Below are 14,692 nucleotides of genomic sequence, written 5' to 3'. Positions count from 1 at the left end.
CGGCGATCCCGCCGATCGTGCAGGGTGATGCCACGATCCTGGACACCGAGACGCCATTGTCGTTCGTCTGCTACTGGGTCATCCCGTTCGTCCTGCTGGGGTTGGCGGTGCTGGCCTCGCGCATCCTGCCCGACCGGATGACGGCGGGGATCAACGACATCGTGCGCAAGACAACGTTCGTGGCGTTTTCCGAGGCCGAGATCGACCAGCTCTATTTTCTGGCCCAAGAACACGCCAACCGCGAGGTGGGGGCCGGGCAGGAAGCCTACGACGTCCGGGTCGGTGGGTCGGGAACTCCCTTGGTGGGCGACGAATCCCGGATGTCCTGGCCCTCCACGTACAAGGTGCGAGACCGCAAGCGCTGACGGCCGCGGCGTCAGGCGGCCGGCGTCATGCCCAGCAAGCCGAACATCATCACGAGGCCTGGCAGCAGGTTGGTCACCTGGTGCGCCAGGATGCCGCCCCAGAGGTTCCCGGAATACAGGCGCGCCAACGCAATCGGAAGGGCCACCACCAGTAGCAGGGGTGCGCGCTCGAGTTCCAGGTGGGCCACGGCGAACACCACGGTGGACACCGTCAGGGCGGTGATGCGTCCCCATCGTTGCTCCAGCGCGCCCCACAGCAGGCCGCGGTACACCACCTCTTCACAGATCGGGGCGATGACCGCGACCAGCACCAGTACGGTCACCGCCACCGGCCAGGTGGCTCGCACGCCCTCGAAGATCCCGCCCACCGCGGAGGTGGCGTCCGGTCCCACGATCGACTGGTAGAGCAGCGCAGCGGGCAGCGTGACGAACAGACCTCCGATGCCGAAGGCCACACCGAGACCGACCGCCCGCCAGGACCAATGCCAGCGAAAGTCGATCCGGGGACCGTTGCCTCGCCATTTCGCGATCGCCAGGGCCGACGCGGCCGCGAGCAGTGTCGGCGTCCCGATCGCCAGCGTGATCAGCCAGGCCGGTGGGGGACCGGCAGGCGCGAGCAACCCGAAGGAGGCCGACGTGAGCAGATAGACGGCCTCGACGACGACGAATGCGCCAAGACCCCAGCGGTGGGTCGGTCCGGTCGGTACCCGCGACGCCTCCTGAACAGCATCCATGCGGCCAGAGGCTACTGCTCCCGGTGGCGCCCCATCATGTATCGCCGAGATGTGGTCGGCGGACCGGTCGCCTGGTTCCGCGCGCTGATCGATCCGCCCCGATCAGCCGGAAGCTCAGTCCCGGTCCAGGTCGCCGTCGACCACCAACTGCCGCAGGGTTTTTCGGTCGAACTTTCCACTGGGCAGCGTCGGGATCCGGTCACCCGTGGTCAGTACCCAGCGGGTCGGCACCTTATAGGCCGACAGGTGTTCGCGGGCATGGGAGATCAGCGTCGCCACGTCGATCGGCGCGGTCGGCACGACGATGGCACATACCTGTTCGCCGCGTTGTGGATCGTCGAGGCCGATGACCACACATTGCGCCACATCGGCAGCTTCGGCGATGACGGCCTCGACCTCCAGGGGCGAGACGTTGGCGCCGGCAGCCTTGATCAGATCCGTGGTGCGTCCGACGTAGAACAACCGGGGGTCGCCGTCGCGCCGGTACACCTTGTCACCGGTGTGGTACCAGCCGTCGGCGTCGAAGGTTTCGCAACGTTCCTGCTTGTTGTATCCGGCCATCACCCCGATACCGCGGACCAGGAGTTCGCCGGTGTCGCCGGGACGGACCGGCTTGCCCTGCTCGTCGACGATGGCGATGTCGGTGTAGACGAACCCGCCTGCGGTCTCGGACATAGTCCGGTGCACCGGAAATCCGTCGGGCACATCGGTCATCGCGATGTCGAGCGGCCCGTCGCGCAGCATGGGCGCACTGCTGAGGTCCCGGTCGGCGAACGACGGGTGTTCGCGCATCCGCTGGGTGAACGCCGGCCAGCCCACCACACCGGTGATACGTTCGCGCTCGACGAGATCCAACGCGGTCGCCGCGTCGAGTTTCGGCATGACCGCCAGGGTGACGGGTTCGTGCAGCGCCCCGGTGGCCGCGAGCAGGCCGCCGATCCAGAAGAACGGCATGGCGCACAGAATCCGGGGCGGGTCCTCGGATTTGGTGATCGCGCGGATGGCGCTCGGCCAGGTCGAGGTCTGCCGCACGAGTGTGCCGTGGGTGTGCAGTACCCCTTTGGGGTCTGCGGTGGAGCCGGAGGTGTGCACCATGATGGCCAGGTCGGCGGGGGCGACCTCGGCTTCGGCTGCGGCCAGGATCTCGGCCGGCACGCCATGGCCGGTCTGCGTGTCCACGCTCGTTGCCCAGGGCCGGTCGATGTCGCCGACGACGGCGATGCGACGCAGATAGGGTGCGGCGCGCACGACCAGTCGGTTGCCGACGTGGCCGGTCAGCTCGGGTAGTGCGGCCTCCAGCCGCGCGGCGACATCGATGTTCAGGACCGTGCTGGGAGCGATCAGGAACCCGATGTCGGCCAGCCGTAACACCTTTGCGATTTCCGCCGGGGCGTACAACGTGCTCAGCGGCACCGCGACCGCCCCGATGCGTGACACCGCAAGCCACCACGTCACCCATTCGCCACCGTTGGGAAAGAACAGCCCGACGCGGGTGCCCTTGCCCACCCCTTCGTGCAGCAGCCACCGCGCCAGGCGGGCGGACCGTTGTTCGGCTTCGAGGTAGGTGAGCCGTTCGGTGGGGGTGACCAGATAGGTGCTCTCCGGGAACTCGGCAACACTGTGTTGCAGCAGAGCGGGGATGGTCAACGGCGATTGCGTCACCCGCCCATCTTCTCCAACGGGCGCTGGGCATCCGCTCGGGGTCGGTTCAGCGATCCTTCCTCGCCGCTCTCGCGACCTAGACTGCGGTCATGGACAGCGGCTCGCAGGTTCAATACGAGGCCCCGGAGGGATTACTGGGTATCGAGGATTGTCTCGACGAGAACGGCGACATCGTGTTGCCACCGGGGACCACCCTGATATCCCTGATCGACCGCAACATCGCCCATGTCGGTGACCTCGTCGCCTACCGTTACCTCGACCACAGCCAATCGGAGGAACAGGTACTCGAGCTGACCTGGACGCAGTTGGGGGTCAGGCTCAGAGCGGTCGCCGCGCAGCTGCAGCAGGTCGCGGCACGCGAGGACCGGGTGGCCATCCTTGCGCCGCAAGGTCTCGACTACGTCGTGGGATTCTTCGCCGCGATCAAGGCCGGAAACATCGCCGTGCCGCTGTTCGCCCCAGAACTGCAAGGTCACGCCGAACGGCTCGAGACGGCACTGTTGGATTCGCGTCCCACCACGGTGCTCACCACCGCTGCCGCCGACGCCGCGGTACGGGCATTCCTGGACACGATGCCGGACGCCGTGCGCCCGCAGGTGGTGATCATCGACGAGATCCCCGATTCGGCAGGCGAGGGCTTCCTTCCCATTCCGGTTGATCCCGACGACGTCTCCCATCTGCAGTACACCTCCGGGGCCACCCGTCCGCCGGTCGGAGTGGAGATCACGCATCGCGCCGTGGGCACCAACCTCATGCAGATGATCCTGTCGATCGATCTGCTGAACCGAAATACCCACGGCCTCAGCTGGTTACCGCTGTACCACGACATGGGTTTGTCCATGATCGGATTTCCCGCGGTGTATGGCGGGCATTCGACGTTGATGTCGCCCACCGCATTCATCCGCAGGCCGCAGCGGTGGATCCAGGCGCTCTCGGACGCCTCGCGGGACGGTCGGGTCATCACTGCCGCGCCGAACTTCGCCTACGAATGGACCGCTCAGCGCGGTGTGCCGTCTCCCGGTGACGACATCGATCTGCGAAATGTCGTGCTCATCATCGGGTCCGAACCGGTAAACCCCGAGGTGATAACGACTTTCAACGAAGCATTCGCGCCCTACGGGCTCCCGCCGACGGCGTTCAAACCGTCATACGGGATCGCCGAGGCCACGCTGCTCATCTCGACGATCGCCCCGGCCGAGCAGGCCTCGGTCGTCTACTTCGATCGCGAGCAACTCGCCGACGGGCGTGCAGTCCGTGTCGGTGCCGAGGCCGACGGCGCGCTCGCCCAGGTGTCCTGCGGGCAACCGGCCCGCAGTTTGTGGGCGGTGATCGTCGACCCGAAGACGGCCGACGGTCCGGCTGCCGAAGTGGCCGACGGTCAGGTCGGCGAGATCTGGTTGCACGGCAACAACATCGGACGAGGTTACTGGGGCCGCCCGGAGGAGACCCGGAAGACGTTCGGGGTGCGGCTGCAGCAGCGGCTGGCCTCCGGCAGTCACGCCGACGGGGTGCCCGAGCACGCCGGGTGGCTGCGCACCGGGGATCTGGGTGTCTATGTCGAAGGACAGTTCTACGTCACCGGGCGGATGGCCGATCTGGTGTGCATCGACGGACGCAGCCATTACCCGCACGACATCGAGGCCACTGTCGCCGAGGCCTCACCGCTGGTACGACGTGGCTACGTGACTGCATTCACCGTGCCGTCCGACGACGAAACCGACTGCAGCCGGTTGGTGGTGATCGCCGAGCGTGCGGCCCGCTCCAAACGCGCCGACCCCGAGGCGGCCAGTCAGGAGATCCGAGCGGCGGTGGCGCAGCGACATGGATTGTCGGTGGCAGATCTGCGGTTCCTGCCGGCCGGCGCGATCCCACGGACCACGAGCGGCAAGCTGGCCCGGCTGGCGTGCCGCAGAGAATATCTCGACGGCACCCTGGGTGTGCGTTGACCGGCCGCAGATTTCACCCTGGCCAAATCGCGCCTGGCCAGCCAAGATTGCACCATGTCTACCCATCGAGCTGTTCATGTCCAGTCGGCAGGCGGTGCTCTGGAACTCGTCGCGGCCGAGAGCGTCGCACCCGAAGCCGGACAGGTCCGGGTGGCGGTGGCGGCCTGCGGGGTCTGCGGCACCGACCGCGCGATCGTCAACGGCGGGTTCCCGGGCATCAGCTGGCCGCTGACCCCAGGTCATGAGATCGCCGGCACGATCGCCGAAATTGGGTCAGGAGTAAGCGATTTCGCGGTCGGTGATCGTGTCGCGATCGGATGGTTCGGCGGGCACTGCGGCGTCTGCATCCCGTGCCGCAAGGGTCTTTTCATCCACTGTGAGCGGGGACAGATACCGAGCCTGCATTACCCCGGCGGTTACGCGGAGTCGGTGACTGTGCCGGCCAACGCCATTGCCAGGATCCCGGACGAGCTGTCGTTCGCCGAGGCAGCCCCCATGGGGTGTGCCGGGGTGACCACCTATAACGCGCTTCGCCATACCCGTGCGGTGGCAGGTGATCTGGTCGCGGTCCTCGGGGTGGGCGGCTTGGGCCATCTCGGCGTGCAGTTCGCCGACGCGATGGGCTTCGAGACGGTTGCCATCGCCCGTGGCCCGGACAAAGAAGCCGATGCCCGCTCGCTCGGGGCGCGGCACTACATCGACTCCACCGCTGGCGACGTCAGTGCGGCGTTGCGTGACTTGGGCGGTGCCGCAGTGGTTCTGGCCACCGTGGGCAACTCGCAGGCGATGGCCGAGACGGTCGGCGGGCTCGCGCCACGAGGCGAGCTGGTCGCGATCGGGGTGTCGGCCGATCCGTTGCCGATCAGCCCGGTGCAACTGATCCAGCCGGCGCTGAGCATTTCGGGCCACCCGTCGGGGACCGCGCGTGACGTCGAGGAGACGATGCATTTTGCGGTTCTGTCCGGGGTGCGGGCCCGGATCGAGGAACGGCCGCTCGACGATGCCGCAGCTGCCTACGCCGCGATGGAGCAGGGGCGGGCGCGGTACCGCATGGTCTTGACCATGTGACTTGGCCGTGCGATCGGTCGGGCACGAGGAATCCGGTTATCCGGCCCCATCATTCACGGCGAACGGGTAGCGTCGGAATCTCGTTTGCTGGACGACGTATCGGTGGGGGCCGCGATGGTGTGGAATCGGATGGCAACAATGATCGCCCACGCGGCGGTATCGGCCGCCCTCCTCGTGCCGGCGTGCTGCGCTGTCGGGATCACACCGGCCGCGGCGGCCCCGCTGCCCGCCGCGCAGATCGATTTCGGCGGCCTGATGCGCACGTATCGGCTTCACCTACCGGCGGGTGGCGGCGCACCCTCGGGACTCGTCGTCAACCTGCACGCCGCCGGTGCGACGGGCGCCGATCAGGCCGCCCTGACCCATTACGACGCGGTCGCCGACGCCCATGGGTTCGCCGTCGTCTATCCCGACGGCATCGACTACAGCTGGGCCGACGGCCGCGGCGCCTCGGTGCCCGACCGGCAGGGCATCGACGATGTCGGTTTCATCGCAACACTGGTCGACCGGATCGTCGCCGAGAACGGCATCCCGCGTGGCCGGGTATATGCCACCGGTCTGTCGGCGGGCGGATTCATGGCCAATCGGTTGGCCTGCGACCGTGCGGACCTGTTCGCGGCAATCGCACCCGTTGCCGGCACCCTCGGCTCCAATGTGGGTTGTCAGCCGTCTCGGCCGGTGTCGGTGCTTGCCACCTACGGCACGGCTGACCCCGTCGTGCCGTTCAACGGTGGACCGATGACCGGTCGCGGTGGCGGTAGCACGGTGTTGTCCGGGCCGGCGTTGGTGGACCGGTGGCGACAGATAAACGGTTGCCCGGCACCCTCGGACGAGGTGCTGCCCAGCACCGGCGACGGCACCGAGACGCACCGCATCGCCTCGGACGGCTGCGCAGCAGGCACGTCGGTGGTGTTCATGCGCGTCGACGGTGGCGGGCACACCTGGCCCGGTGTTCCCGAGATCCTGCCGGTGCAGGCCGTCGGCGCGGCCAGCCGGGCCTTCGACGCCTCGGATGCCTCCGCTCAATTCTTCGCCTCCCACGGGCGATAGTCGCCGCCCGAGGGCCAATATCGCTCAGGCCGCGGTTAATCCCGCCGTGACCCGGAGGCGACGATCGGGCGGTGAGTGAATGGCTGTACGGCACAGTCGGATTCAGGTCCGCCACTTATCCCGTGCGCGTCAAGTCTGCGCACGCCTGCGTCGGCGCGACGCGGGGATGGCACAGGTTGTACGGCGTTAGGGTTTCGGCCGTGGATTGGCACAGCTGGCATGAGGACTACGACCGGCCGGATTCGGCTTTGGCGCACCGGCTCCGGGCCGTGCAGACGCTGATCAGGCAAGCCTTGGACGAGGCCCCGGTCGGCCCGCTGCAGGTGGTCAGCCTGTGCGCCGGACAGGGCCGAGACCTCCTCGAGGTGCTGATCGATCACCCGCGACGGGCAGACGTCCGCGCGCGCCTGGTCGAACTTGACCCGCGCAACGCCGCGGTCGCCTCCGAGACGGTGAACGTCTACGGGCTCACCGGTGTCGAGGTGGTTACCGGCGATGCGTCGCTCATCGACCATTACCAGGAGCTGGTGCCCGCCGACATCGTGGTGGTGTGCGGCATCTTCGGAAACATCACCGACGAAGACATTGCGGGGACGATCGGCTTCTTGCCGCAGTTGACGAAACCGGGCGGCACCGTGCTGTGGACCAGGGGTCGCACGGTTCCCGACCGAGTCCCGTTGATCCTCAACTGGTTTGACGAGCGTGGTTTTGACCTGGTCTGGGTCTCGCCGCCGGAGGTGAGTTACGGCGTCGGCGCCCACCGGTTCACCGGAGCGTCGCAACCATTGACCTCCGGCGCCCGGATCTTCACCTTCGTCGGCTCGGATGTGATCCGCGCCGCTGACGCGCAGCGCAGTCCCGCGACCTGACGGTCGGCCCCACCGGGCACACAGACCCGAGCCTCCACCGGCAGCCGCCGGTTCATCAGTAGTCTGCTCAAAGATGACTGAGGAAGGGTTGAACGGCAGGGCCCGCCTGCGCGGTGGGCTGCGTATGGCCCTGCGTGGGCGGCGTGACCCCGCACCGGTCGCCGGTCGGCGCAGCCGGACGTCGGCCGGGATGGGCGACGTACACACCCGCAAGGTGCTCGATCTGACCATCCGGCTCGCCGAAGTGATGCTGTCCTCGGGCTCGGGTACCGCCGATGTCGTGGCCACCGCCCAAGACGTGGCGCAGGCCTACCGGCTCACCGACTGCGTCGTCGACATCACCGTCGCCACGATCATCGTGTCGGCGCTGCCGACCGCCGACAGCCCTCCGGTCACGATCATGCGTTCGGTCCGGACCAGATCCACCGACTACACCAGGCTGGCCGAACTCGACCGCCTGGTGCGGCGGATCACCTCGGGCGGTATCGCCGTCGACGAGGCACACGAGGCGATGGACGAGCTCACCGAGAGCCCGCACCCCTTCCCACGCTGGCTGGCCACGGCCGGCTGGGCCGGTTTCGCGCTGGGTATCGCGATGCTCATGGGCGGCAACTGGTTGACCTGTCTGTTGGCCAGTGTCACCGCCGCCGCGATCGACCGGGTCGGCCGGGTGCTGAACCGGATCGGGACCCCGTTCTTCTTCCAGCACGCCGTCGGCGCGGCCATCGCCACGCTGGTGGCGTTGGCAGCGTACCAATACACCGGTCAGGGTCTCAGTGCGCTGGTCGCCACGGGCATCGTGGTGTTGCTGTCCGGGATGACCCTGGTCGGTGCGGTGCAGGACGCGTTGACCGGTTACATGGTCACCGCGGTCGCCCGCCTCGGCGACGCGGTGTTCCTCACCGCGGGCATCGTGGTCGGCATCGTCGGTGCGCTGCAGGCCGCCACACTGCTCGGCGTCGGGATCGAACTACACGTCAACGCGCCCGGCACCTTCATCATCCCCAGCGATCCGCTGCACATCGTGCTGGCCGTCGCCGGTGCGGCGCTGGCCGGGGTCTGCTTGACGCTGGCCAGTTATGCGCCACTGCGTTCGCTGCTCACCGCGGGGCTGGCCGCCGGGCTGGCCGAGCTGACGTTGATCGGCCTGGGCACTGCCGGGTTCGGACAGTGGGCGGCCACCGGTGTGGCCGCGATCGGGGTCGGCTTCATCGCCACGTTGATCTCGATTCGCCGGCAGTCCCCGGCTCTGGTGACCGCGACCGCCGGCATCATGCCGATGCTCCCCGGTCTGCCGGTGTTCTGGGCGGTGTTCGCCTTCGCCGTCGACGAGAAGTTCGGCCAGGGGCTGGCCTACCTGTTGACCGCGGCGGCCACCGCGTTGGCACTGGGCAGTGGTGTGGTGATGGGTGAGTTGCTCGGCTCACCGCTGCGCTACGGCGCCGGACGGATCGGCGATTTCTTCCGGATCGAGGGACCGCCCGGGGTCCGACGAGCCGTCGGACGGGTGGTGCGACTGCGGCCGGCGGAGAACACCGCGGCGGTCGGTGTACAGCGCGCCGAGAGCGTCCCGCTCGAGGCGCCACCCGCACAGGAACCGGACAGTGACCCCGACGGCGACAGCGACGACGCGCCCGGCTCCTGAACCTGCCCCTCGGATCAGGTGAACGGAAGGAAGTCGCCGTTGATCCACACGCCCCAGTGGCCGCCCGCAGGCAGGTTCCACCAGACCATCGGGTGACCCTGCCACGTGTCGGCCGGCTTCTTCGGCGCGTTGGGCGGCGGCGGGAGACTCGGGTCCGGTTCGGCGTTCGCGGTGGCCGTGCCGAGGCCGACGGCGGCCCCGACCACGCCAATAGCCGCGATACTCGCCAGGGTTGCCTTGCTCAGGAACATGGATGCCCACCTCGGTGCTTGAGATCGAACTTCGACACCAGAAGCTTAGCCAATCGAACCGATTGATCCGGCACCCCCGGCGTGATGACTGCCATACGAGTCATGATGGACCCGTTCGACGCGGTCTGCTCCCAGATCCGAAACTGCGCCGCTCTGGCGCCGATTCAATTCCGGGACGGATGGTTAACCTCCTAAGTGTGGGCAACAGTCGAATGAAGGTGTTGATCATCGGTGGGGGATTCGGCGGCATGTTCTGTGCGCGTCGGTTGGGCGGCGTCGACGTCGACGTCACTGTGCTCGACCGGTCGGCCGGACATCTGTTCCAACCGCTGCTCTACCAATGCGCCACCGGGACATTGAGCCTCGGACAGATCAGCCGCCCGTTGCGTGAGGAATTCGAGCGGCACCGCAACGTCACCACCCTGCTCGGCGAAGCCATCGACGTCGACCCCGACACTCGCCGGCTGACCGCCCGGCGGCCCGACGAGACGACGTTCACCATCGACTACGACGTGCTCGTCGTGGCCGCGGGCATGCAACAGTCCTATTTCGGCAACGAGCACTTCGCTCAGTGGGCACCGGGGATGAAGACCCTCGACGACGCGCTGCACATCCGTCAGCGGATCCTCACCGCCTTCGAGATCGCCGAGACGCTGCCGCCGGGGCCGGAGCGCGATGGGTGGCTCACCTTCGCCGTCGCCGGTGGCGGGCCGACCGGTGTCGAACTCGCCGGCCAGATTCGCGAGATGGCCACGCGCACCTTGGCCAACGAGTTCCATAGCATCGAACCCGAAGAAGCCAGGGTGCTGCTGTTCGACGGCGGTGAGCGGGTGTTGAAGTCCTTCGCCCCGGAGCTGGCGGACAAGGCGACACGGTCGCTGCAGGATCTCGGCGTCGAGCTGCACATGGGTGTGCATGTGACCGACGTCGACCAAGCCGGGGTGACCGCCAGCCCGAAAGGCGATGGCCCGGATGAGCAGTACGCGGTGCGGACTGTGTTGTGGACGGCCGGTGTCGAGGCCGTACCGTTCGCCCGCCACGTGGCAAAGGTGCTGGGGGCTGAGTCGGACCGCAGCGGACGCATCGCGGTGGGCCCGGATCTTTCCGTGCCCGGCCATCCCGAGGTCTTTGTCATCGGCGACCTCGCCGGCCGTGACCACCTGCCCGGGGTGGCCGAGAACGCGATGCAGGGCGGGCTCCACGTGGCATCGTGCATCCGGCGCGAGCTTGCCGGGAAGTCCCGGCGGCCATTCCGCTACCGCGATCTCGGCTCGGCGGCGTACATCGCTCGCGGGCAGGCGCTGCTGCAGGTCGGTCCGGTCAAGATCGCCGGCTTTTTCGGCTGGCTGGCTTGGGGGCTCATCCATATCGCGTTCCTGGCCGGGGTCAGAAACCGGATCAGCACGGTGAGTACCTGGATGGTCACCATCGCCCGCGCCAACCGCGGGCATCGGGCATTCATGCTCGGTTCCGCCGGGTCGCCCGAGCAGCACTACACCTGGACGGTGTGGGATGCGCCGACACCGCCGCCGCAGGCGCAGGTGGAGGGCGAACGGTAGCGCGGTGTGCGACGATGCACGGACCGCCCGGTTCTCCTGGTAGATGTGCCGGCGGTGTTGACAGAGAGGACCGCCGGATTGACCACTGACGCGCGCCGCGCCACCCGTTCGGTCAGCGGGATGAAGCGCGCCATCGCGGGGCTGACCCTCGTCGCAGCCGCGCTGGCTACGGCGGCCCAGGCCGCAGCCGATCCGGCTGTGCCCGATCCGGCTGTGCCCGAGCCGGCGCCCGCCCCGGTCGATCCGGCACTGGCAGCACCGCCACCGGCCCCGGCCGGTCCGCCGCAGGTTCCCGAGATCGCGAACCCGCAATACGGTTCCGGTCAATACGGTTCCGGCCCGATCGGCACGTTGCGCGATCTGTGGCACCAAGCCCACGATCCATACGGCTTCCAAGGCGGCGGGGGAGCGCCCCAGGGGGTCGCGCCGCCGCCGGGCGCGGGTCCGCCGCCGCCGTTGCCGCCCGGCTATGTATCGATCAACGCCCCCGGCTCGGAGACTCCGATGACCGAGCCGCCACCGGGCTCCGGACCGGCCGGTCCACCGCTGCCGCCCGGCTATTACTCGTTGAACGGGCCGCCACCGCCGGGGTACGAGTACAACAACACCCCGGGGCAGCAGCCGGCCGCGCCTCCGGCAGCTCCTACGCCGTAGCGAGGTGTCCCAAGACGTGGCCCAGGGCCTGTTTCAGGTCGGGGTGACGGAAGTGGTGACCGGCCGCCTGCAGCCGGGCCGGCATCGCACGCTGGCTCGCGCAGGCCAGTTCCCGGGCACCCTGCTCGCCCAGTAACAGCCGCGGCCCCCACACCGGGACCGGCAGAACCGTCGGGCGGTGCAGCACGGCGCCGAGCGCGTCGGTGTATTCGGCGTTGCGCACCGGGCTCGGCGCCGCCGCGTTGATCGGTCCTGACAGTGCGTCGTCCCATAGGCCCCGGTGATAGATGTCGATCAGATCGTCGATGCCGATCCACGGCAGCCACTGCCGGCCGTCACCGATGCGTCCACCGAAACCGGCGGCGAACAGCGGACGTAACAGCCGTAGCGTGCCGCCGCGCGGCGACTGCACAATTCCGGTGCGAATGCGCACCACCCGTATGCCGCGCCGCTCGGCCGGTGCCAGGCTGTCCTCCCAGTCAGCGACCACGTCGGCCAGAAATCCCTCACCGCGTTCCGCGGTCTCGGTGAGCACCTCGTCGCCACGGTCGTGGCCGTAGAAGCCGACCGCCGAGGCGCTGAGAAGAATCCGGGGGCCGGCATCGGTACGCGCGATGAGTTCGGCGAGCCGCCGGGTCGGCTCGACACGGCTGTCGCGGATCGCGCGGCGGTGTCCTTCGGTGAAGCGCCCGGCGATCGACGCGCCCGCCAGGTGGATGACGGCATCGACACCGGCGAGCAGGTCAGGGTGCGGGTCGTTCGGGTTCCATTGCCGCTCATCGGGTTTCGTGGCCGCGCGGCGTACCAACCGGATGACCCGGTGGCCTCCGGTGCTCAAGAATGCGGTCAGTGCCGTACCGACCAGTCCGGATGCCCCGGTGACCGCGACAGTCAGCGGTGCCACTCCGTGGGCCCGGGCGCGTTGGTGGGTGGCCAGATCGTCGGCCAGTTGCCGATGACGGTAGACGAACATCGGTCGCAGGAACCGGCCGGGCACCGGGGTATCGACCCGGTCGGTCATCCTGGTGCGGTTGTCGCCGACGGCATCGAAGTCGTGAATGTGGTTCCAGCGCACCGTCACAGCGGCCGGAAGCGACGCGAGCCCGCCACTGGCGATCTTGTCGGCGAACCGCCTGGGTGGGTCGTAGGCGTCGGCCTGGTGCGCGGCCACCCACCGCAGCCCGCCGGGCAGGGCGAGTTCGGCGCGACCATCTCGCAGTGAGACAGCCTCGGATTTGAGGTGCAGCGATTGCCATGGCGGCGACAGCCTGGTGAACGCGCCCGGCCGGGCGTGCCAGGCGAAGACTTCCTCGCGTGGGGCGTCGATGACGCTGGAGTACACCAATCCCATCGATCCGACGCTACGCCGGCAAAATCCGCCGTCTGGGCCGACGACCGTAAGGTCGCATCAACTGTAGGGCTTTCTGTAATAGAGTCCGTACGTGCTTGAGGTGCCGGTGGAAGGTGGGTCTGTGGAGCGCATGGCGATGACGCCGTTCTTCGTGAGGGGTGACGACGGGTTCACCCCGAACAAGATCGCCCACGGCGGCTGGGGGCCGACACTCGGCGGCCAGGTCGTCGGCGGCCTGCTGGCCCGCGCAGTCGAAGAGCTCGTCACCGACGACGATTTGCAGCCGGCGCGGTTCACGGTGGAGATCTTGCGCCGTGTGGCCAGTGCGCCGGTTCGGGTCAGCGCTTCGGTGGTGCGGACCGGCGCACGAATGCAGTCGGTGGATGCGGCGATGACGCAGGACGGAGAGCTGGTGGCCCGCGGGTCCGCGTTGTACCTACGCCGCGGCACACAACCTGACGGCGAATTTTGGTCGACCCCGCTCGACTTGCCGGCGCCGCCTGACGAACCGGCGCAGTTCGATGACGCGGTGCCGATGTTCATCAAGGCATACGGGCCGGATCCCGAGTGGACCGGCGAGGGGTTCCCGTGGCAGCAGGCCGGTCCCCGCTACGCGTGGCTGCGTGAGGTCCGCGAGCTCGTGGCCGGTGAAGAGCTCACGCCCTTCATCAGAGCCGCCCTGGCAGTCGACGTCACCAGTTCGATGACCAACTTCAGTTCGGCCGGGCTGGCGTTCATCAACGCCGACTACACCTTGGCGCTCAGCAGGCTGCCGGTCGGTCCGTACATCGGGATGGCCGCGGTGACGCACACCAGTGCTGACGGGGTGGCCACCGGCAGCGCGAGCCTTTACGACACCCTGGGCCCGATCGGTACCGGATTGTCCACTGCCGTGGCCAATTTCAACTTCAGTCCGAACGGACAAGCACCGCGACGAGAAAGTCCGACGACTCGTTGAAGGGACGCAGATCCCAGGTCGACAGCAACAGGTCGGGGGCGAACCCCGCCGCTCGGGCATCGTCGAGAAATTGCGTGAACTCGTACTCTCGGCCGGCGCCGAATCCGATCACCGCGCGACCGTCGTCAGCGAGGTGGGCGCGCAGCCGCGTCAGCACCTGAACCCGCGTGCTCGGGGCGAGGAAGGCCATCACGTTGCCGGCCGAGACGATGACGTCGAAGGGATCGGCGATGCCGCGCGCGGGCAGGTCGAGTTCGGCAAGGTCGCCGACGAGCCAGCGTGGGCCCGGGTGGTCCTGCTCGGCTGCCTCGATCAGCACCGGATCAACGTCGACGCCCACCACCTGGTGCCCGGCCTCGGCCAGGTAACCGCCCACCCGGCCGGGCCCGCAGCCGGCGTCGAGGATGCGGGCCTGACGCGAGGCCATGGCATCCACGAGACGAGCCTCCCCGGCCAGGTCCTCCCCGGCACGCGCCATCGCACGGAAGCGCTCGACGTACCAATGCGAGTGCCCGGGATCGGCCGCGACCTTCTGCATCCAGAGACTCTGCTCGACCATACGAGCATTGTCGCAAGCGAC

The 14,692-nt window shown here is 68.3% G+C and carries 13 protein-coding genes and 1 pseudogene; 9 read left to right on the top strand and 5 right to left on the bottom strand.

What is annotated here, in order from left to right:
• Window positions 1-365 (top strand): annotated as a pseudogene (locus tag A5699_RS04200) (hypothetical protein); the annotation flags it as partial.
• Window positions 366-376: 11 nt separating this feature from the next.
• On the opposite strand, the gene A5699_RS04195 reads toward A5699_RS04200, so the two are convergent.
• On the bottom strand, window positions 377-1,099 hold the full coding sequence (locus A5699_RS04195) for a CPBP family intramembrane glutamic endopeptidase (RefSeq protein WP_067765797.1): 723 nt from the start codon (window positions 1,097-1,099) through the stop codon (window positions 377-379).
• Between the two features lie 114 nt (window positions 1,100-1,213).
• Window positions 1,214-2,761 (bottom strand): class I adenylate-forming enzyme family protein, encoded by a 1,548-nt coding sequence (locus tag A5699_RS04190; protein ID WP_082957565.1) that lies wholly within the window; start codon window positions 2,759-2,761, stop codon window positions 1,214-1,216.
• A gap of 89 nt (window positions 2,762-2,850) precedes the next feature.
• Here A5699_RS04190 and A5699_RS04185 point away from each other — a divergent pair, with 89 nt between their 5' ends.
• The 5 genes from A5699_RS04185 to A5699_RS04165 all read left to right on the top strand — a co-directional run bounded on the left by A5699_RS04185 (window position 2,851) and on the right by A5699_RS04165 (window position 9,339).
• Complete coding sequence (locus tag A5699_RS04185; RefSeq protein WP_067765792.1) at window positions 2,851-4,707, top strand: fatty acyl-AMP ligase; 1,857 nt, start codon at window positions 2,851-2,853, stop codon at window positions 4,705-4,707.
• Between the two features lie 54 nt (window positions 4,708-4,761).
• Entirely contained in the window at window positions 4,762-5,775 is a 1,014-nt protein-coding gene (locus A5699_RS04180; RefSeq protein ID WP_067765789.1) for an alcohol dehydrogenase catalytic domain-containing protein, read from the top strand.
• Between the two features lie 114 nt (window positions 5,776-5,889).
• Entirely contained in the window at window positions 5,890-6,825 is a 936-nt protein-coding gene (locus tag A5699_RS04175; protein WP_067765786.1) for a PHB depolymerase family esterase, read from the top strand.
• A gap of 200 nt (window positions 6,826-7,025) precedes the next feature.
• Complete coding sequence (locus tag A5699_RS04170) at window positions 7,026-7,694, top strand: class I SAM-dependent methyltransferase family protein (RefSeq protein ID WP_067765783.1); 669 nt, start codon at window positions 7,026-7,028, stop codon at window positions 7,692-7,694.
• A gap of 73 nt (window positions 7,695-7,767) precedes the next feature.
• A complete protein-coding gene (locus A5699_RS04165; protein WP_067765780.1) occupies window positions 7,768-9,339 on the top strand; it encodes a threonine/serine exporter ThrE family protein in 1,572 nt (523 codons plus the stop codon).
• Window positions 9,340-9,353: 14 nt separating this feature from the next.
• Here A5699_RS04165 and A5699_RS04160 read toward each other — a convergent pair whose 3' ends face one another.
• On the bottom strand, window positions 9,354-9,590 hold the full coding sequence (locus A5699_RS04160) for a hypothetical protein (protein ID WP_067765777.1): 237 nt from the start codon (window positions 9,588-9,590) through the stop codon (window positions 9,354-9,356).
• A gap of 212 nt (window positions 9,591-9,802) precedes the next feature.
• Between A5699_RS04160 and A5699_RS04155 the strand changes: the two genes are divergently transcribed.
• Both A5699_RS04155 and A5699_RS04150 read left to right on the top strand, forming a co-directional pair.
• The gene (locus A5699_RS04155) at window positions 9,803-11,149 is read left to right on the top strand and encodes an NAD(P)/FAD-dependent oxidoreductase (RefSeq protein WP_157561078.1); all 1,347 of its coding nucleotides are present in this window, start codon (window positions 9,803-9,805) and stop codon (window positions 11,147-11,149) included.
• A gap of 120 nt (window positions 11,150-11,269) precedes the next feature.
• Window positions 11,270-11,803 (top strand): hypothetical protein, encoded by a 534-nt coding sequence (locus A5699_RS04150; protein ID WP_067765842.1) that lies wholly within the window; start codon window positions 11,270-11,272, stop codon window positions 11,801-11,803.
• Here A5699_RS04150 and A5699_RS04145 read toward each other — a convergent pair.
• A complete protein-coding gene (locus A5699_RS04145) occupies window positions 11,793-13,154 on the bottom strand; it encodes a TIGR01777 family oxidoreductase (protein ID WP_067765771.1) in 1,362 nt (453 codons plus the stop codon). The genes A5699_RS04150 and A5699_RS04145 overlap by 11 nt on opposite strands.
• Before the next feature lie 136 nt (window positions 13,155-13,290).
• Between A5699_RS04145 and A5699_RS04140 the strand changes: the two genes are divergently transcribed.
• Entirely contained in the window at window positions 13,291-14,112 is an 822-nt protein-coding gene (locus A5699_RS04140) for a thioesterase family protein (RefSeq protein WP_157561077.1), read from the top strand.
• Here the strand turns inward: A5699_RS04140 and A5699_RS04135 are convergent.
• Window positions 14,063-14,671 carry a bifunctional 2-polyprenyl-6-hydroxyphenol methylase/3-demethylubiquinol 3-O-methyltransferase UbiG gene (locus A5699_RS04135; protein WP_067765765.1) on the bottom strand — a complete coding sequence of 203 codons (609 nt, stop codon included), beginning with the start codon at window positions 14,669-14,671 and terminating at the stop codon, window positions 14,063-14,065. The two genes, A5699_RS04140 and A5699_RS04135, sit on opposite strands and share 50 nt — an antisense overlap.
• Between the last annotated feature and the right edge of the window lie 21 nt (window positions 14,672-14,692).

It is taken from the genome of Mycobacterium sp. E802 (assembly GCF_001666875.1).
Lineage (GTDB): Bacteria > Actinomycetota > Actinomycetes > Mycobacteriales > Mycobacteriaceae > Mycobacterium.
The sequence above is the reverse complement of the archived record's forward strand: the minus strand, read 5'-3'. Positions and strand labels throughout refer to the sequence as shown.